General features: G+C 70.2%; 15 protein-coding genes. 5 read left to right on the top strand and 10 right to left on the bottom strand.

What is annotated here, in order from left to right; translation table 11 throughout:
* The first annotated feature begins 8 nt into the window (after positions 1-8).
* On the top strand, positions 9-1,052 hold the full coding sequence (locus A4A78_RS13085; protein ID WP_062950005.1) for an acyltransferase: 1,044 nt from the start codon (positions 9-11) through the stop codon (positions 1,050-1,052).
* Between the two features lie 88 nt (positions 1,053-1,140).
* Here the strand turns inward: A4A78_RS13085 and A4A78_RS13080 are convergent, their stop codons facing one another.
* Complete coding sequence (locus A4A78_RS13080; protein ID WP_062950003.1) at positions 1,141-2,331, bottom strand: glycosyltransferase; 1,191 nt, start codon at positions 2,329-2,331, stop codon at positions 1,141-1,143.
* Positions 2,331-3,395: a non-hydrolyzing UDP-N-acetylglucosamine 2-epimerase gene (wecB, locus tag A4A78_RS13075; protein WP_062950001.1), complete on the bottom strand. Its 1,065-nt coding sequence runs from the start codon at positions 3,393-3,395 to the stop codon at positions 2,331-2,333. The genes A4A78_RS13080 and wecB overlap by 1 nt, the downstream gene beginning before the upstream one ends.
* Before the next feature lie 169 nt (positions 3,396-3,564).
* Between wecB and A4A78_RS13070 the strand changes: the two genes are divergently transcribed.
* Positions 3,565-4,683 carry a glycosyltransferase gene (locus A4A78_RS13070; protein ID WP_062949999.1) on the top strand — a complete coding sequence of 373 codons (1,119 nt, stop codon included), beginning with the start codon at positions 3,565-3,567 and terminating at the stop codon, positions 4,681-4,683.
* Here the strand turns inward: A4A78_RS13070 and A4A78_RS13065 are convergent.
* Positions 4,667-5,758: a glycosyltransferase gene (locus A4A78_RS13065; protein ID WP_062949997.1), complete on the bottom strand. Its 1,092-nt coding sequence runs from the start codon at positions 5,756-5,758 to the stop codon at positions 4,667-4,669. The two genes, A4A78_RS13070 and A4A78_RS13065, sit on opposite strands and share 17 nt — an antisense overlap.
* 190 nt (positions 5,759-5,948) lie before the next feature.
* Here A4A78_RS13065 and A4A78_RS13060 point away from each other — a divergent pair, with 190 nt between their 5' ends.
* The 3 genes from A4A78_RS13060 (at position 5,949) to A4A78_RS13050 (ending at position 11,243) form a co-directional block, all read left to right on the top strand.
* Positions 5,949-7,655 carry an asparagine synthase-related protein gene (locus A4A78_RS13060; protein WP_062949995.1) on the top strand — a complete coding sequence of 569 codons (1,707 nt, stop codon included), beginning with the start codon at positions 5,949-5,951 and terminating at the stop codon, positions 7,653-7,655.
* An 80-nt stretch (positions 7,656-7,735) separates the two neighbouring features.
* Complete coding sequence (locus A4A78_RS13055; RefSeq protein WP_062949993.1) at positions 7,736-9,052, top strand: oligosaccharide flippase family protein; 1,317 nt, start codon at positions 7,736-7,738, stop codon at positions 9,050-9,052.
* A gap of 106 nt (positions 9,053-9,158) precedes the next feature.
* Positions 9,159-11,243: a DUF6541 family protein gene (locus tag A4A78_RS13050; protein ID WP_062949991.1), complete on the top strand. Its 2,085-nt coding sequence runs from the start codon at positions 9,159-9,161 to the stop codon at positions 11,241-11,243.
* Here the strand turns inward: A4A78_RS13050 and A4A78_RS13045 are convergent.
* From A4A78_RS13045 to A4A78_RS13015, 7 genes are all read right to left on the bottom strand, one after another.
* On the bottom strand, positions 11,209-12,369 hold the full coding sequence (locus A4A78_RS13045) for a glycosyltransferase (RefSeq protein WP_062949987.1): 1,161 nt from the start codon (positions 12,367-12,369) through the stop codon (positions 11,209-11,211). The genes A4A78_RS13050 and A4A78_RS13045 overlap by 35 nt on opposite strands.
* Positions 12,370-12,428: 59 nt before the next feature.
* Entirely contained in the window at positions 12,429-13,427 is a 999-nt protein-coding gene (locus tag A4A78_RS13040) for a Gfo/Idh/MocA family protein (RefSeq protein ID WP_062949985.1), read from the bottom strand.
* Positions 13,428-13,429: 2 nt separating this feature from the next.
* Positions 13,430-14,539, bottom strand: coding sequence for a DegT/DnrJ/EryC1/StrS aminotransferase family protein (locus A4A78_RS13035; protein ID WP_062949983.1), 1,110 nt, complete (start codon positions 14,537-14,539; stop codon positions 13,430-13,432).
* Positions 14,536-15,231 carry an acyltransferase gene (locus A4A78_RS13030; RefSeq protein ID WP_062949981.1) on the bottom strand — a complete coding sequence of 232 codons (696 nt, stop codon included), beginning with the start codon at positions 15,229-15,231 and terminating at the stop codon, positions 14,536-14,538. The genes A4A78_RS13035 and A4A78_RS13030 overlap by 4 nt, the downstream gene beginning before the upstream one ends.
* Positions 15,232-15,370: 139 nt before the next feature.
* Positions 15,371-15,892 carry a 5-(carboxyamino)imidazole ribonucleotide mutase gene (gene purE, locus A4A78_RS13025; protein ID WP_062949979.1) on the bottom strand — a complete coding sequence of 174 codons (522 nt, stop codon included), beginning with the start codon at positions 15,890-15,892 and terminating at the stop codon, positions 15,371-15,373.
* A complete protein-coding gene (locus A4A78_RS13020; RefSeq protein ID WP_062950496.1) occupies positions 15,889-17,022 on the bottom strand; it encodes a 5-(carboxyamino)imidazole ribonucleotide synthase in 1,134 nt (377 codons plus the stop codon). Before A4A78_RS13020 ends, purE begins: the two co-directional genes overlap by 4 nt.
* 115 nt (positions 17,023-17,137) lie before the next feature.
* A complete protein-coding gene (locus A4A78_RS13015; RefSeq protein WP_062949977.1) occupies positions 17,138-18,586 on the bottom strand; it encodes an ATP-binding protein in 1,449 nt (482 codons plus the stop codon).

The raw sequence follows: 18,586 nt of genomic DNA, 5'->3' as shown, positions 1-18,586 counted from the left end.
GTGAGCCCATGGCCGGACTGGCCAGCGGCTACTCGCCAGCGCTTGACGCGGTCCGATTCACGGCCACGATCGCGGTGGTCGCGGTGCATGTGCTGGCGCCGCTCTTCACGCCGGAGAGCCCTTCGGCCCTGCTCAGCCTGCGCGCCCTCCTTGCAACGGCGGTCCCGGCGTTCATCATGATCTCTGGTGCCCTCAACCTCGCACCACGTGCCATGCGCCACGGCACGGCGAGGTTCCTCGACCACCGGCTGCGCCGGCTGCTCCCGGCCGCGATCTTCTGGACGGCCTTCTACATCGTCGTGATCAAGATTCTGATCCTGCCGAATGAGTACGGAGCGAGCGACGTCGTGGTGGACCTCCTCTCGGCCGACTCCTACGCCCACCTGTACTTCCTGCCCCTGATCATCGGTCTCACCGTGATCACACCGATCCTGTCCGCCTACATTGACGATTCCGGCCGCCGTGCATGGTGGGTCGGCGCCGTCGCTCTGCTCTGGACCCTTGTGGTGATGGCGATCCCGTTCGCGACACAGGGTGTCCTCGGGGAGGCCGTCAGGATGATCGATCTCAGCGCCCTGACCTATTTCCTGCCTTTCATCGGCTACTACGTGCTGGGACGCGCCATGTGGATAGCTCCGCCGAGCCCCCGTGCGTCCTGGCTGCTCCTCATCATGGCGACCCCGCTGCTCATCGCCGCAACCACCTGGTCGTACGGCTCGGGCTGGACACAGCAGCCGCCCGGACAGATGCTCCTGCCGACCTATCAGTCCCCCTTGGTATCCCTGCTCTCCGTCTCGCTGACCTGTGGTGTGATCGGAGTGACCCGCGGCTGGACGGTCAGCCCGCGCACCGCGAGCCGGATGCGGGCCGCCGGAGATGCGACTTTCGGCGTCTACCTCATGCACCTCGCGTTCCTCACGCCTCTCCAGCAGTTGGGGATCCATGGTGAGACGCCGCTCTCCGCCCTCGCCATGATCGTCAGCATCACCGTGCTCTCCTTCTGCATTGCGCTCGTCGGGCGGAGGGTCCCCGGTATCCGCCTGGTGCTCTGAGAAATCGGCCTCCGACGGGTCTCGGCCCTGCGGGACGCGCCTCGGCGGCGCGACGCGGCGGTCCCTCGCCACATTGCCCGAACCGCGGTCAGTCCCGCGTCAGGCTGTCCAGGACCTCCGCGGCCGCCTTGGACGCGCACCCCTCCAGCGACGCATGCTCCTCGGTCCACGCTCGGAGGTCCGAGGGCGCCGGTGCGCCCTGCCCGCTCAACGCGGCGGCCATAGCGTCTGCGACCTCGTCGACGTCGTAGGCGCACGCCCACCCGAGGTGGTTGTCGCGGATGCGGTCGTGGGCTGCGCCCTCCCCCGCGTGGATGACGGGTGTGCCGGTCGCTGTGGCCGCGTAGATCTTCGTCGGCAGCGCGAAGTCATAGCCCTGCCCTGGGGTGATCGAGGAGAGCCCGGCCACCGCACCACGCAGGTGCGCGGCCACCCGGGACGGCGGGATCTTGTCGCGGAACTCGATGCCATCCGTCCCGCCGTCGGTCACGCGCGCCTCGAGCGCATCCCGGCCCGACCCCTCGGAGAAGAAGAGGAGCCTGGCCTCGGGGTGGTCGGCCTTCACCCGGGCGAAGGCGTCCACGAACACCTCGGCGCCCTGCCATTCGGAGACGGTCCCCGCGTAGACGAAGTACGGGCCCCGTTCACCGCCGTCGGTGCCCTGAGCGCTGAAGGTCTCGGTGTCGATGCCGTTGCCGATCATCACCTGGCCCCGTGGCCCGATGAGCTCGGTGACCCGTTGGTGGACACCGGGCGAGATCGTCAGCACCCGCGCCGCCCGCCTCCAGACGGTGGTCTCCGCCCAGCGCACCGCTCGGCGGACAGGACCGGGCACCCCGTCGACGGAATCCGTCGCATCGGACCAGACATCGGCGGCATAGAAGGTGTACGGCACTCGGCGCAGCGCGGCCGCGACCATTCCGACGATGCCAGTGGTGGGAGGCGGTTCCAGCACCAGCGCGTCCATGTCGCGCTCGCACAGGAGGCGGAGTGCGAGCGGGATGTCGAAGCTCAGGTAGGAGGCATAGCCGCGCACCTGACCCTGCGCATCCCGCAGCACCGGCCAGCGGGAGGGCCGCCCCGCACGCGCGGCGCCCTCGACCCCGCGAGGCGGTGCGGTCGTGAGGACATGGACGTCCGCTCCAGCGGCCTCGAGCGCACGCGCGAGCGCTTCGAGCCGGAAGGCGGCGGCACTGGCCTCCGGCGTGAAGAGCCGGGTGGCGATCACGACCCGGGGCCGGCGACCCGGGATTCCGCGGCGGTCGGTGCGACCCGTCATCAGGCGCGCTCCCGCAGGGCATCCACGCTGCGCAAGGATGCCTGCCCGTCGCCGTAGTGAGCATGTCGGTCCTCGGTGGGACGGGGGCGCGTCACCGCGGCGGTGAGCTCGCTCGGCTCGACGACCAGTCGGTTCCAGTCGTTCTGCAGGGTCTCGACCCACTCGGTCTCGGTGCGCACAGTCGAGGTGGGAGTGCCGAGGAGGTAGGCCTCCTTCTGCAGTCCGCCGGAATCGGTGACGACCGCTGCAGCATTCTGCACTGCATTGATGAGGTCCGGATAGGCGACGGGCTCTCCGACGTGGACAGCGCCTCCCGCCAGCTCGATCCCTGCGTCCTTCGCCTTGGCGACGAGGCGCGGGTGCGCGAACAGGGCGAGCGGCATGTCCAGCGCCTGCAGGGAGGTGATGATGGCGGCGAGGCGCTCGGGGTCATCGGTGTTGTCCGCGCGGTGGATGGTCGCCACGGCGTAGTCGCCCCCGGGGTCGATCCCCTCGGGCAGCGCGACCGGGGTGTCCTTCACGGACTCCGCCACTCGCAGGCACACGTCGGTCATCACGTCACCGGTGACGAGCGTGCGCTCGGCGAGCCCTTCGGCGGCGAGGTGCCCTCGGGCGACCTCGGTCGGCGCGAGCAGCAGGTCGGCGGCGTGATCGGTGAGGACGCGGTTGTGCTCCTCGGGCATGCGGCGGTTGAAGGAGCGCAGCCCCGCCTCGAGGTGCGCGACCTTGAGATGCATCTTCACCGCGGAGAGGGTGCCGGCGAGAGTGGAGTTGGTGTCGCCGTAGACGAGGGTCCAGTCCGGCCTGTGCTCCTCGAGGACCTCGTCCATCCCGGCGAGCATCGCACCGGTCTGGCGTCCGTGGGATCCGGACCCGACGGCCAGGTTCACGTCAGGTGCGGGGATCCTCAGGTCGGCGAAGAAGACATCGCTCATCGCGGCGTCGTAGTGCTGGCCGGTGTGGACGATGACGTGCTCCACGTCGTCCCGCTGCGCGGCGGCATCGGCGATCGCGGCGAGCTTGACGAACTGCGGGCGCGCGCCCACGACGGACAGAATCTTCATAGTGTCTCCACTTGGTCTGGACGGACGGGCCGGGACCGTAGAGGTCCGATCCGCGGCCGGTGCGCCCGCCACTGTATCGGCCACGACGAGGGTTGCGGCGTCGACGCGCTACGCTGGACCACTCGAGGCGTCGCAGGTCGCCGAGGAGCTTTGCGAAGAGAGGACCCCCTTGAGGATCACCGCTGTCAGTGCCTGGTTCCCGACCGCCGAGGCTCCCAGCCGTGGATCGTTCGTCCTCCGGGACGTCCAGGCGATCGCACGACATCACGACGTACGTCTCGTACATCTCGTCCCGGAGCAGGACGACGACGGGACGCGTCAGCTCGAGGTCGACGGGATCGAGGTCCTGCGGATCCCGATGACCCCCTCCGCTCCCTGGACCGCCGCCCGGGCGGCACGCGCTCTGGGCCCGGCACTGAAGGGCTCGGACCTCGTGCACACGATGGCCTTCCCCTCTCTCCTGCCGTTCTCCGTCCCGGGGTTCTCCCCGCTCCCGTCCGGTGTCCCCTGGGTCCACACCGAGCACTGGTCGGCGCTGTCCACGCCGAGCAGCCTCTCGGCGACGGTGCGTCCGGCACTTCCGTTGCTGAGCAGATTGCTGCGGGGCCCGGATCGGGTGACCTCCGTCTGCGAGTTCCTCGCGGAGCCGATCCGTGCCCTGCGCGGCAACGCGCCCGTGGACATCGTCCCCTGCATCGTCGACCCGCACCCCGTCGCGTCCCGCAGGAATCGCGGCGACGGGACGCTCCGGCTGGTCTCCACGGGCGGCCTGATCCCTCGTAAGGACCCGCTGGTCGCGGTGCGCACAGTCGCCGAGCTGGTACGACGCGACGTGGACGCGCATCTCGTCTGGCTGGGCGAGGGTCCCCTGCGCGCGGAGGCGGCGGCCGAGGCGTCCCGTCTCGGGGTCACCGAGCGCTTCGCGATGCCCGGCTCGGTCGACGGCGACGGCGTGATCGCAGGTCTCGATGCGGCCGATATCTTCTTCGGGCCCACTCGGGCGGACAACTTCTTCGTCTCCGCCGCGGAAGCCATCGTGGCGGGCCGACCGGTGGTGCTGGGAGCTACCGGGGGCCAGGGGGAGTACGTGCACGAGGCGATCGGGGAGCTCGTCGGACGACAGGACCCTGCGCTCTACGCCGACGCCGTCCAGGCGGTCGACGAGCGCACCCGGAATCTGTCGGCGGCCGAGATCGCCGCGACGATCGGCGATCGCTTCTCGAGCGCCTCCGTCGGCGTAGGATACTCCGAGGTCTACCAGCGGGCCGTCCTCACCGCAGCGCGGTGAGGTCCTCCGCGACCTGCCGTGCTCGCGAGGTCCAGGTGTGCTCCTCGCGCGCTGCGACGGTCGCGCGCCGGGTGGCCTCGAGCCCTGCGGGGTCATCTCGCAGCGCGACCAGCGCCGCTGCCACCGAGTCGACGCCGTAGGGGGCCTCCCACCCGATGCCGGCCGAGCTGACCGTGGTCCCGGCGAGCGTCCCCGCACTGGCCAGCACGGGCTTCCCGTGTCCGAGGTACTCATAGAGCTTGATGGGCGCCGCGAAGTCCCGGTACTCGGCAGGTTCGACCACGAGAGTGCAGACATCCGCCCGGGCGAAGAGCGGCTCGAGCTCGGCGCCGCGAGCATGGACGATCTCCACCGAGTCGGTCAGCAGATGCTCGTACTCGTGGCGCACCGCTGCCCACGAGCTCTCGGGGGTGCACAAGAGAAGCCGGACCCCGTCGACGCGCCCGACCGCCTCGAAGAGCGCGTGCATCCGGTAGTACTCGCTGATGTTTCCCACGTAGAGGAGCGTCACAGTCCCGTCTTTCCGAGGCGCACGCGGGACGTCGACCACGGAACCGCCCGGCGGCAGCGCCTTCACCGAGGAGCGATCGATGTGCGGCACGTACTCCGCCATGGCGCGGGACGGCAAGTAGAAACGGTCGAGCAGACGCCCCATCACCAGCAGTTCGGCATGATAGAGGGACTTGGTGCCGATTCCGACCAGGCGCGGGACGCTCTCGTCGTAGGCCGGGAACCGCCAGTACACATCGCGGTAGAAGAATCCAGTGGGGATGCCCTCCCGCTCCATGAGCCGCAGCACCTGCAGATCGACCAGCGGATGCGTGGGCAGGTGATGGGATTCGGTCAGCAGGGTCGGCATCGTCGAGCTCTCGCCGTAGGCGAATTCGATCCGGGCTCCCTCGGCCACGCGTCGCCGCAGCGCCCGGAGACGCTGCGCCCGCTCCGCTCCTGTGCCGACCACGTCGAGCACCTCGTACCCGAGGTCGCGGAACGCCTGCAGCATCCGCGGCGGACGTGCCGATGAGCCCGTTCCTCCCGGCACGACCGGGTAGGGCGCGTAAAAGACCATCGCCATGTGCTGGCTCCCTCTCGTCATGTCTCAGCGCACCCTAGCGCAGTACCGACGAGGAACCGCATTACGATGCTCGGAGTGTCAGGCCGCCTGATCCCGCCACGGGCGGGCCCGGTGGCGAGTGCCCGCCGTGCTGCACAGAGGCCAGGCGCGCCAGCCGGGCGGAGGGCAGGACGAGGACAGGAGTGATGCAGTGACCGATCTCGCCGAGCCGTCGGACCGTACAGGGTCGACCGTGGAGTTCCTCGCGACCAGGAAGGAGTGGAGGATCGACGACGTCGGGGGCTGCACCCTCGGCGTGCTCGCCCCGCAGCTGGACGATCCGACCTACCGGCACGTCCTCGCGTCGAACGGCACCGCACGGGGCGTGATCGACGCTCTCGCCCACCGCACCGAGCTCGCCGCGTTCACGCACGACCCGCACGACGGCTTCCGCCTGCACACCGATGCGAACCGCTCGTACCCGCTCTACTGGCGCCGTTCCGGGGACCTCGTGACGGCATCAGATGACCATCGAGTGCTCGCCGCCGCCGCGCCCGGAGAGGGCTCGGCCTCCTCCGTCCGAGAGTTCGCCCATGCGGGTTTCACCGTCGGCACGCGTACGATGTACGAGGGTGTCCACTGCGCGCCGGCGGACGCAGAGATCCGTGTGGACACTGTGCATGCTGAGCGGTGGGATCATTCGCGAATCTCGTTGCCGGGGCACGGGCCACTCACCGACCTGGAAGAGGCAGGGACGGTCTTCTACGATGCGCTGCGCGAGTCGGTCGACGACCTCGCGACGCAGAATCCAGCGGCGACGTTCCTGCTTCCGCTCAGCGGCGGCTCGGACTCCCGTCTGCTCGCCGCCGCTCTGTGCGATGTCGCTCCCGATCGCACCGTCGCCTTCACCTACGGGACCAGCCGTTCCGCGGAGACGAGGACGTCCCGGGCGGTCGCCGAGGCCCTCGGCATTCCCTGGACCGCGCTCGAGATGTCGCCTCGGGACATTCGCCGCCGCTGGCGGTCCGCGGCGAACGCCCCGTTCCTCGCCCATGCCCACGCGGGGAACGCGCTGCCGCACGTCCAGGACTGGTACGCGATCGCACTGCTGCACGAGCGCGGGACGCTCACCTCGGACTCGATCGTGCTGCCCGGGCACACGGCAGCCCGCACCTACTCGCCCCCCGCCGCCCCGCCGAAGGACGGGATGTACGGCCGCGGAGAGCTCCTGGACGCTCTCCTCGCTCAGCACTTCAACCAGCGCGGTGACGTGCCCACGACCGAGCCGGTGCGCTCCCTCCTCGTCCCCGCCCTCTCGGCGGAGCTCCCCTCGAGCGAGGGTCACTTCGACGAGCTCGCCGCGGCCCGCCTCATACAGCGCTTCAACATCCAGCACCGGCAGGTGAAGTACATCCTGAACTCGGTGCGCACCTATGAGCACCACGGGGCGCGCTGGTCCATGCCGCTCCTGAGCGGTAGGTGCCACAGCGCACTCGGCCAGATCGACTGGAGCGTCCGTAGGACGAAGCACTGGTACCACTCCCTCACCGACCGGGAGATGAACCGCCTCGCCGGGAACCGGGCGCACGGGCTGGAGCTCGCCGGTGCCGGCCCGTCGGGTCCCTCCGCCCCCGGCAATGGTGCCCGCGGTCGTCTCCGGAGCGCGCGCCCCCTTATCCGCTCCGCCCGCGGACTGCTGAGAAACCTCCACCACCCCATGGCCTTCCAGGCCTACGCCCCCTCGCGTCGTGAGTACCTCACGGCGCTGGCACACCGCTGCTCCCCCCTCGGGGTGTACGCGGAAGCCTTCCTCGAGGACCGGTGGAACCCCCATTACCGATGGTCCGACAGCGCCACCTGGAGCACCCCGCCCGTGACGTCGATCTCTCGATTTTCCGTCCCTCCCGCAACGCCCTAGGATCACTGGCCGACCGCGTCGCGGTCCGGCGCGGTGTCGGAGGAGAATCCGGGACGGCAACCACTGCGAAGGGAGACTTCATGGCCACTGCGCCCCGGCCTCGACTCCTCACGAAGTACCCCATCCTCGGCAACCTGTCCAAGATGATGACGGGCACGATGATCGCCCAGCTCATCGCGCTGCTCACCCAGCCAGTGGTCGCCCGCCTGTACACGGATTCGCATCTGGGGCTGCTCGCCACCTTCATGGCCATACCGACGATCGTGGCCTCGGTGTCCTCGCTGCGCTATGACATGGCGATCGTCCTGCCCAAGGAGAACAGCGAGGCCGGCACCCTCCTGCGCTTCTCGCTGCTCCTCTCCGGTGCGGTCTCCACTCTCCTCGCCCTCGTAGGGCTGCTGGGGCGCGACGCCATTGCGGAGTACGTCGGCGAGCCCGCGCTCGCGCCCTGGGCCTGGCTGATGGGCCCGGTGGCCTTCCTCATCGCCTCGAACACGATCCTCGCCTTCTGGCTGAACCGCCACGCAGACTTCAGCGGCATCGCGCTCAAGAACGTGGTGACGACCTCCACTAACGCTGTGAGCCGGATCGGACTCGCGCTCGCCGGCTTCGCCTCCTTCCTCGCGCTGGTGGCCTCCCAGGTGGCGTCCTTCGTCCTGGCCTCCGCCTACATGGCGCGCAGGGCCCGCCGACACCCCCTGCCGCGCCGGACCGAGTCGAGCACCCCGCTCCGCACACTCCTGCGCCGTTATCGCAAGATGCCCCTGCTGAACGCGCCCAACATCCTGGTGGACTCCCTGCGGACCCAGGGGATGATCCTGCTGCTGGGCTTCACCTACCAGGTGTCGACCGTCGGCCAGTTCCAGCAGGCGTGGGTCCTGATGCAGGCCCCCGTCACCCTCATCGGCGGCGCGATGAACCAGGTCTTCTACCAGAAGTTCGCCACGGCGAAGCGCGGCGAGCTCGCCGGTCTCGCACTCCGCTCGGTCGGTTTCACCCTTGTCGTCGGACTCGTCCCGTTCACCGCACTGTGGTTCCTCGCCCCCTGGCTGGTCCCGGCCTTCCTCGGCGACCAGTGGCATGAGGCCGGGCTCATCGCGCAGGCGATCATCCCCTGGCTCTATCTCGTTCTCACCACGTCGCCGATCTCCACCGTCTTCGTGGTCACCAACTCCCAGCAGCACATGCTCATGTTCTCCTTGGTCTACATGTCGGCTCCGCTGTCGATCATCTGGCTGAACGACGGGAGCATCCCTCTCCCCGAGCTGGCGCGCTGGATGGCACTCGCCCAGGCCGTGCTGCTGTGCTTCCTGATCGTCCTTACCCTCCATGTCAGCCGGCGACACGATCGCGGGGTCGCCGCGGACCAGGAGACCACGGACACCGTCGACCCCTGAGCAGATCACATGAGATCGCCGCCGCACCTGGCGTCGCGCGCCTCATGACCGCCCACCACGTCCCCTGCCGCCGAACCGCCCACCGGACACCCCCGAGGAGATCACCGTGCTGACGGAATGGAGCAGTCACCTGTCCGACCTCGGGCTCGGGCTCCTGCTGCTCTATCTGCCGGGGCTTCTCTGCCTCATCGGATTCGGGGTGACGGGCTTCTCCCGGTGGCTGTTGGCCCCCGCATGGAGCGCGGGCACAGTCCTGCTGGCCTCCCTCATCCTGAGCGCCCTCGGGGTCGGCTTCTCACTCGGCCCGGTGCTCGTCGTCCAGCTGGTGTGCGTCCTGCTCTGCGCACTCGTGGGACTCCTCGTGCATCGCTCGACGCACCAGGTCGCGATCCCGACGCCCGACGGGGTCGGCAGCTCCCGCCGGAGCGCGCACGTGCTCTGGGGCAGCATCTTCGGCGTCACGGTCATCGCGAACGCCGCCGTCATGTGGTGGCGTAGCTTCGGGTCCTATGCCCCCGATGCACCGGCCCAGCAGAACGATGCCCTCTTCCACAGCTCCGGGGTGTGGTCGATCCTGCACTCCGGCAACGCCTCACCTCTGGGTGCGTTCAGTCGGATGTACGGTCCGGAGGACGTCGCGGTGGTGTACCCGAACGTCTTCCATCAGTTCGTGGCCCTGTTCGCCACCACCGCGACCGTGATCCCTGCGACCAAGCTGTTCCTGCTGGGGATCTGCGTGGTCTGGATCGCGGGCGTCGCCGGGCTGTGCAGCGCCGTCCTTCCCACCGTCAAGTGGGCGCCATGGGTCACCATCGTGTTCGCGCAGTTCCATCCGAGCTTCCCCGTCTATCTGCTGAACCGTGTAAGCATCTGGCCGAACGCGCTCGGCATCGCGTTGCTCCCGGGCATCCTCGCTGTCATCATCGTCGCGGTCCGGAGCCTGCGTTCACGTCGCGACCACCGGATCAAGGACGCCGTGATCGCGCTGCTGACGATCCTCCCGGCCATCGCCGGCCTCGTCGGCACCTACGCCTCTGTGTACTTCGCCATGGTCGTGGTCCTGGGAGGACTGGCGGTCGGTGCGGCGATCGGTCTTCCCGCCCGACGATGGCTTCCGAGCGGTCGACCACTCCGGGTCCTCGTGGTGTCGCTCCCCTTCGTCCTCGCGCTCTTCGGTCCGCTGCTCCTCTCCGGAGGGCTCCGGGCGAGGTTCGTCGAATGGCACCTCCCGGACTCAGGATCGCCGGTGTTCACCGTGTGGTCGCTCCTGATGCAGTACCCAGCCGGTGGAGGGTCGATCCCGTTCCGCGTCGCGCTCCTGGCCTATGCGCTCGCCACCGTCATCGGAGTGATCCGAGGCCTGCGCTCGGAGGCCGTCAGACCCGTCGCAGTGGCGTGGATCGCGATCTTCCTCTTCACCGTGGGGACAGTCCTTCCGCTCTTCCCCCTCACCCAGGTCACGAGCGTCTGGTACTACGGCATCTACCGCCTGGTGCCGTATACGCTCATGCTCTCGATCCCGCTCGTGGTCAACGAGCTGATCCTCGTGACGACCCCTGTGCTGGCCCGTCTGCGCCGGCGGATCGACACCGGGTCCGCGGGAGGTCGCGTCGTGACGGTGAGCGGGCTGGTCCTCGGCATGGTCCTCGCGAGCGCCGTGGCCGACGTGGTCAGGGTGCGGGACGCGGCTGCGCTGTTCGAGCCCGAGGAGTCCGCGGAGACGTACATGGTCGACGACGACGAGCTGGCGATGATGAAGCGGCTGGAGGACCGCATCCCGTCCGATGCGCTGGTGATCGGCACCCCGTCGAGCGGCGCGGCGTACCTGCCCAGCTATGCGAACGTCGACGTCGTCTACCGTCAGAACGGCTTCGGCACGGCTCTCGGCCCCGACTCCGACGGTGTCTTCCTCGCCGAGGACTTCAACGACATCCATTCCGATCCAGAGGTGTGCCGGCTCCTGGAGGAGTACAACATCGGGTACTACTACGCGGATGCGGATCGCGTCTACAACAAGGTGTTCCAGTCGCAGCGGACCCCGGGGCTGTACGACGTCGACACCTCCTATGGGTTCGAGGAGGTCGACAGCGGCGGCGGCGCAACGGTCTTCGAGATCACCGCCTGCGACGGGGAGCTTCCCCCGGCCCTCCCCGCAGTCACGATCGATACAGTTCCAGATACTGACGGGTGAACTCGTCATGCCCGCAGTGGGCGAGGCACGCCTCCCGGATCGTGGCGGGGTCGTACAGATCGCGTGAGCTGATCATGGACTCCATCGCCTCCGCGAGAGCCGCCTCGTCGTCGATGGGCACCGTGACCCCGGTGATTCCCTCCTGGACGGCGTTCCCGCCCGCCCAGGTTCGCGTCGAGACGACGGGGAGACCACACGCCATCGCCTCCCACAGCACGGTGCCGAAGGCTTCGGCCACGCTGGGCAGCACGAACGCGTCCATCTTCTGGAACTCGTCCACGATCCGCTCTCGGGCGACCGGTCCGGTGAACGTCACGTGCTGGTCGATCCCGAGCTGGGCAGCGAGCCGACGGAGGTCGGGAAGGGACTCGGATCCTCCGACGACACGCAGGTCGGCCGACAGGCCTTCCCGCACCATCCGTGCAAATGACCGGAGGAGGAGGTCGACTCGCTTTCCCGGTGCGAGATGCGAGACGTGCCCGAAGACGAAGCGCTCGTTCCCCTCGCGGCGGATCTCGATGTCCTCGAACTGAGGCGACAGCAGTCCGGGGACGTACTGCCAGCGTCCCGACGCCGCATCGCCGTAAGCGGCGTTCAGCTCGGGGACGAATCCCTTCGCAACGGCGATGAGCGCTCGCGCCTCGGTGGCCGCTCTCATCGCAGGTCCGCGCCAGCCCTTCACCCTGGTCCGTCCGATCGAGGAGGGCCGGTGCTCGGTCAGCACGAAGGGGATGCCGGTGGCCCGTGAGAGAGCTGCCGTCCAGATGCCGCCGTCGAACATCGAGTGTGCGTGGAGCACATCGGGGGTCCCGTGCACGGACTCGTACTCACGGAACATCCGGGTGAGGTCCCGGATGGCCAGTGAGTTGTTCACACGATGCAGCTTCGGGACCGGGGAGAGTCGGGTCCGTCGCAGCACCCTCACACCGTCCTCTTCCGCGCTCTGCGTGCTGCGGTAGGGGGACGAGAAGTACTTCCTGGGCTCGTAGATCGGGACCGTCTTCAGAGCGAGGACCCCCACCTGGTGGCCGTCCTGGACGAACGCCTCGGCCTGCTCGCGGAAGAAGCTCCCCGCGAAGCTCTCGGCGGTTTCGGGGTACCAGGACGGCGTGAAGAGGATGTGCATGGTCTGGATCGTCCTTCGGGAACGGGGGCGGGCGACGGCGGGATCGCGACGGCGCGGACTCAGTCGAAGCTCACCACGCGGTCGTCCCGCGCGCTCTCGAGCACGGCCTCGACGGTGCGGACTGTGTGCAGGCCCTCGCGCATCGTGACGATGTTCGAGGTGTCCCCCAGGACTGCGTCGCGGAATGCCTCGTGCTCGGTCGCGAGCGGCTCCTTGCGCTTCAGGGCATAGGTGACCGAGTCGCCCTCGCTCACTCCGCGGAACGACGCCATCGACTCCCACAGGTTCGTCGTGCTCTCGCCGTTCGCGTGGAAGGTGAGGTCGGCGTTCAGGGTGTCACCCACGAGAGCGCCCTTCTCGCCTGTCACGACCGTGACCCGCTCCTTGAAAGGGGTCAACCAGTTCACGAGGTGGTTCGTGATCGTGCCGTCCGCGAGGCGCCCGGCGACGGAGACCATGTCCTCGTCCTTCCGGCCGGAACGACGAGTCGAGGTCGCCGCGACCTGCGCGTACTGGGACTGCGCGACCCAGGCGGTGAGGTCGAGATCGTGGGTGGCGAGATCTTTGACCACGCCCACGTCCGCGATCCGGGCCGGGAATCCTCCCTGGCGACGGGTGACGATCTGGTAGATCTCGCCCAGCTGGCCGTCGGCGATGCGTCGGCGCATCTCCTGCAGCGCAGGGTTGTACCGCTCGATGTAGCCCACCGCTCCTACCAGGCCTGCCTTCTCGTACGCGGCGGTGATCTCCTCCGCCTCGCCGATGTCGAAGGCGAGCGGCTTCTCGACCAGTGTATGGACCCCGGCCTCGGCGAGGGTGAGCGCGACGTCGCGATGGAACTGGGTGGGGACCGCCACGACCGCATAGTCGATGCCGGCCGCGATCAGCGCGTCGACGTCGGGGAGCACCTCGAGGCCGGGCACGGCACCGTGCGGGTCGCCCTGTGCATCGGCGACCGCGACGAGGTCGACGCCCTCGAGGGACCGCAGATTGCGGGCATGGTGTCGCCCCATCATTCCCAGGCCGATGAGCCCTGCACGGAGAGTCGTGGTCGACATGATCAGGCTCCTGCCTTCGCGACGGCGTTCACGGCCGCGACGATCCGCTCGCGGTCCTGGTCGGTGATCGAGGGATGCACCGGCAGTGAGAGCACCTCACGGGCGAGCATCTCGGTGACGGGGAGGTCCAGGTCGACCTCGAAGGTCTCCAGACGGTGCACCGGCGTGGGGTAGTACACGCCGCAGCCCACCTTGTGCTCCTCGCGCAGCGCCGTAGCGAAGGCATCGCGCTCCGTGGCGGTGGCGCCCTCGATGCGGACCGTGTACTGGTGGTAGACGTGGCTGGCGGCCGCGCGCACGACGGGCGTGAGGACTCCCTCGAGATGCGCATCGAAGAACGCCGCGTTCTGCTGACGCGTCGCGGTCCAGCCGGCGAGCTTGCCGAGCTGGACCCGGCCGATCGCGGCGTGGATGTCGGTCATGCGGTTGTTGTAGCCGGCGACCTCGTTCGCGTACTGCTTCTCCATGCCCTGGTTGCGCAGCAGCCGCACCTGTCGCGCGGTCTCGCTCGTAGCGCAGCCGACCATCCCGCCTTCGCCCGAGGTCATGTTCTTGGTCGGGTACAGCGAGTACATGACCGCATCGCCGAAGGTGCCCACCTGGGCGCCGTTCCAGGTCGCGCCGTGCGCCTGGGCGGCGTCCTCGAAGAGCCACAGACCGTGGCGCTGTGCGATCTCGACGAGCGCGTCCATCGGGGCGGGGTGACCGTACAGGTGGACCGGCTGGATCCCGACGGTGCGCTCGGTGATCGCGGCCTCGACCGCCGCAGGGTCCACGGCGAAGGTCTCGGGGTCGACGTCCACGAACACCGGCACGCCGCCGGAGACCGCCACCGAGTTCGCGGTCGCCGCGAAGGTGAAGGAGGGGACGATGACCTCGTCGCCGGGCTTCAGACCGAGCGCCAGCATCCCCAGGTGCTGGCCGGAGGTGCCCGAGTTCACTGCGACGACCTCGCGCCCGCCCACCAGCGCGGTCGAGAACTCCTGCTCGAAGGCGGCGACCTCAGGGCCCTGCGCGACCATCCCGGAGGCGAGAACGCGGTCCACCGCCTCCCGCTCCTCGGTGCCGATGATCGGCTTCGCCGGGGGGATGAAGTCGAGTTCCGTGCTCATGCGATGGGTCCGTCCTGTTCGTCGTGGAGGTCTGCGGTGGCGGGCGCAGCCGGCTGCGCGTCAGCGGCCGACGGTGCGGGGGCGAGCCGGAGCCCGCCCGTGGTCTCGTCGGGGAGGTACTGCTCCCCGGAGGTGGGGCACGTCCAGGCGTCCGTGCCGTCGGAGGCGGGCACCAGCTTCTCGCCGGACCTGCCCACCCAGCCCAGGCGGCGTGCGGGGACTCCCGCGACGAGGGCGTGCGGCGGCACGTCCTTCACGACGGTCGCCCCGGCCGCGACCATCGCCCAGGCACCGATCGTGACGGGCGCGACGCAGACTGCGCGGGCACCGATCGACGCACCGGTCTCGCAGGTGACTCCCACGGCCTCCCAGTCCGCCGCGGACTTCGGAGTGAGGTCCGGGTTCACGGCGCGGGGGAAGTGGTCGTTGGTGAACACCGCGGCGGGGCCCACGAACACCCCGTCGGCGAGCTTCGCGGGCTCGTACACGAGGGCGTAGTTCTGCACCTTGCAGCCGTCGCCCATCTTCACGCCGGAGCCGATGTAGGCGCCACGGCCCACGATGCAGCCTGCGCCGAGCCGGGCGCCCTCGCGCACCTGCGCGAGATGCCAGATCGCGCTGCCGTCCCCGATGATCGCGTCGTCAGAGATATCCGCCCCCGGGGCGACCCGGTAGGAAGGGGTGTCAGTCATGGGAGCGACGATACCGCGCCCGCGCCGGTCGGCCCGGGAGGAACGCCCTGTCACGCGCGGACTGGGACATCGTGCACAGAATCCTCACCCGGGCGTCGCCCGGGGGACATCCTGCGCCTCCGGGCACGCCCCGCGGCGCTCACCGCGAGGCGCGCAGCGCCTCGCCCTTGGCCATCGCGATCTCGCGCAGCTCCTCCTGGAAGGCGACCATCCGCTCGCGCAGCTGCGCCGCGTGCTGGTCCCCGCCCGCGGCGAGGATCCGCGCGGCGAGCAGCCCGGCGTTGCGGGCCCCGCCGATGGACACGGTCGCGACCGGCACCCCGGCCGGCATCTGCACGATGGAGAGCAGGGAGTCCATGCCGTCGAGGTGCTTCAGCGGCACCGGCACCCCGATCACGGGCAGCGGGGTGAGGGAGGCGAGCATGCCGGGGAGGTGGGCGGCGCCGCCGGCGCCGGCGATCAGCACGCGCAGGCCGCGCTCGGCGGCGCCGCGGCCGTAGGCGACCATGTCCTCGGGCATGCGGTGGGCGGAGACCACGTCGACCTCCACCTCGATCCCGAACTCGGCGAGCGCCTCCTCCGCGGCCCGCATCACCGGGAAGTCGGAGTCGGAGCCCATCACGATCCCGACCAGGGGGCGGGGTGCGGCGTCGGCGGTCATCGGGGGTCTCCCTCGGGGGTGGGGGCGTTGGGCTCGGCGGCCGCGCCCGGGCCGTCGATGATGAGTCGCTCGGCGCGGTGGGCGCGGGCGAGGAGGTCCTCGGCGTCGTCCCCGAGCAGGGTGACGTGGCCGATCTTCCGGCCGGGGCGCACCGACTTGCCGTACAGGTGGACCTTCAGCTGCGGCTCCTCGGCGAGTGCCGCGGCGGTGCCGGGGGCGAGGTCCTCGGCGCTGCCGCCGAGGAGGTTGACCATCACGGCCACGGGGGCGAGCGGCGCGGTCGCGCCGAGCGGCAGGTCGGCGACGGCGCGGAGGTGCTGCTCGAACTGGCCGGTGACGGCGCCGTCCATGGACCAGTGGCCGGTGTTGTGGGGGCGCATGGCGAGCTCGTTGACGAGCACCCGGCCGTCCGCCGTCTCGAAGAGCTCCACGGCGAGCATGCCGGTGACGTCGAGGTCCTCGGCGATCGCGAGGGCGAGGGCCTGGATGCGCTGCTGGGCGGCGTCGTCGAGGCCGGGCGCGGGGGCGACGACCTCGTAGCAGACCCCGTCCTTCTGGAGCGACTGCACCACGGGATAGGCGCTCGCCTCTCCCCCGGGCCGGCGCGCGACCTGGGCGGAGAGCTCGCGGGTGAAGGGGACGAGCTCCTCGGCGAGCAGCTCGCCGTGCGTCTCGAGCCAGTCCGCGGCCTCCTCGGCGGCCGAGACGATCCTCACCCCGTGGGCGTCGTAGCCACCGCGCGGCGTCTTCACCACGAGCCGGCCGCCGGCCTCGGCGAGCGCCTCCTCGAGCGCGGCGAGGCTCCCGATCCGCCACCAGCGGGGGCAGGGGTGGCCGAGCGCGGTGAGCCGCTCGCGCATGACGAGCTTGTCCTGGGCGTGGACGAGGGCGCCGGGTCCGGGGCGCACGGCGGCGAGCCCCTCCCCCGTGATCGCCTCGAGGATCGCGGTGGGCACGTGCTCGTGGTCGAAGGTGAGCGCGTCGACGCCGTCGGCGAGGCCGCGCACCGCCTGCTCGTCGTCGTGCCGGCCCAGCCGCACGGTCGCGGCGACGGCGGCGGCGCTCTCGTCCGGAGCGGTCGCGAGCACCTCGAGGTCGAGGCCCAGCTCGATCGCGGGGCCGAGCATCATGCGGGCCAGCTGACCTGCTCCGACCACCCCGATCCGACGGGCGGGAGCTTCCTCGAAAGCGGCGGGCTGAGCGGGGCGGGGCGGGATCGCAGACACGGCCGCCAGTGTACTGAGGTCAGGCGCGGGGCCGGGGGCGGCGCCGCACCACGGACCCTTGCGGGAGGGAGTCGAGGTCGTCGCCGCCTGCGGCATGGCGGCCACCGGAGACGCCGCTGGGGGTCATGTCCGCGCGCTGGCCGCGGGGACGTCGCCCGGCCTTCTCACGGCGGCCCGGCTCCCCGCCGGGCTGCGCCCCGTGCTCGTCCTCCGGCTCCTCGCCGGGGGCGGAGATGAGGAAGACGCCGAAGGTGGCGGGGTCCTCGGTGAGCAGCTCGAGGCGGCCGCCGTCGTCCTCGACGAGGGTGCGGGCGAGCGCGAGCCCGACCCCGGTGCCGCCCGAGGAGCGGCCGGAGACAGAGCGCTCGAAGATCCGTGCGCCGAGCTCGGGGTCGATGCCGCCGCCCTCGTCGGTGACCTCCACGACGGTGGAGTGGTCGTTGCGCCGCACCTTCACGGAGGTGCGCCCGCCGCCGTGGGTGAGCGCGTTCTCGATGAGGGTGGCGATCACCTGGGTGAGCGGTCCGGTCGAGCCCCACACGGCGGCGCTGCGCGGCACCTGGATGTGCAGCTCGCGGCCGGCGCGTCGATAGGCCGGGGACCACTCCTCGCTCTGCTGGGTGAGCACGGTGCCGAGCTCGACCACGCCGGGGGTGCGTCGCTGGGAGGAGCGGGGAGCGTTGATCAGGTCGTGGACCACCTCGGTGAGGCGGTCGATCTGCTCGAGCGAGATCCGGGCCTCGTCGCGCACCCACTCCTCGGTGCTGGTCGCGAGGATCTCGTCCAGCCGCATCGACAGCGCGGTCAGCGGGGTGCGCAGCTGGTGGGAGGCGTCGGAGGCGAGGCGGGACTCGGCCTCGAGGCGCTCGTTGAGCATCGCGCCGGAGCGGGCGAGCTCGATCGCGACCTCGTCGATCTCCGCGATGCCGGAGGGCTGCCAGGGGCCGCGGGCGCGGCCGGAGCCCATCTCCTCGGCGCGCCTCGACAGCCTCGCGAGCGGCAGGGAGATGCGCTGCGCCTGCCACAGCGCGACCGAGACGCCGATCGAGAGCGCGGACAGGCCCGCGACCGTGATCAGCACCCAGGCGCTCGCGGTGTGGGCGCGCACGTCGGACTGCGGGATGAACACGGTGATCAGCTGCCCCGAGGCACCGGTGGTGTTCGACTTCACCGGGTTCTCGCCGGGAGGATCGCCGGCGGTGGTGGTCTCCCCGTCGTAGACGACGGTGACGGCGATGTTGAGGTCGGTCTGCTCGTCGACCCGTCGCTGCAGGAGCGCCTCGTCGATGGTCCCGTTCTCCTGGAGGCGGGTCTCGGTGTCGATGCGCACCCGGTCCACGATCAGGCTGGCCTGGTTGGCGAGGTTCTGGTTCGCCAGCTGCAGCCACGAGATGCCCAGCGGGATGCCGAGCATCAGCACGACGAGGACCACGGTGATGATGGTGGCCTGCAGCACGCGCTGCCGCAC

This window comes from Brachybacterium sp. sponge, assembly GCF_001613775.1.
Lineage (GTDB): Bacteria > Actinomycetota > Actinomycetes > Actinomycetales > Dermabacteraceae > Brachybacterium > Brachybacterium conglomeratum.
Note: the sequence above shows the minus strand (reverse complement) of the source record. Positions and strands in the feature narration are given on the sequence as shown.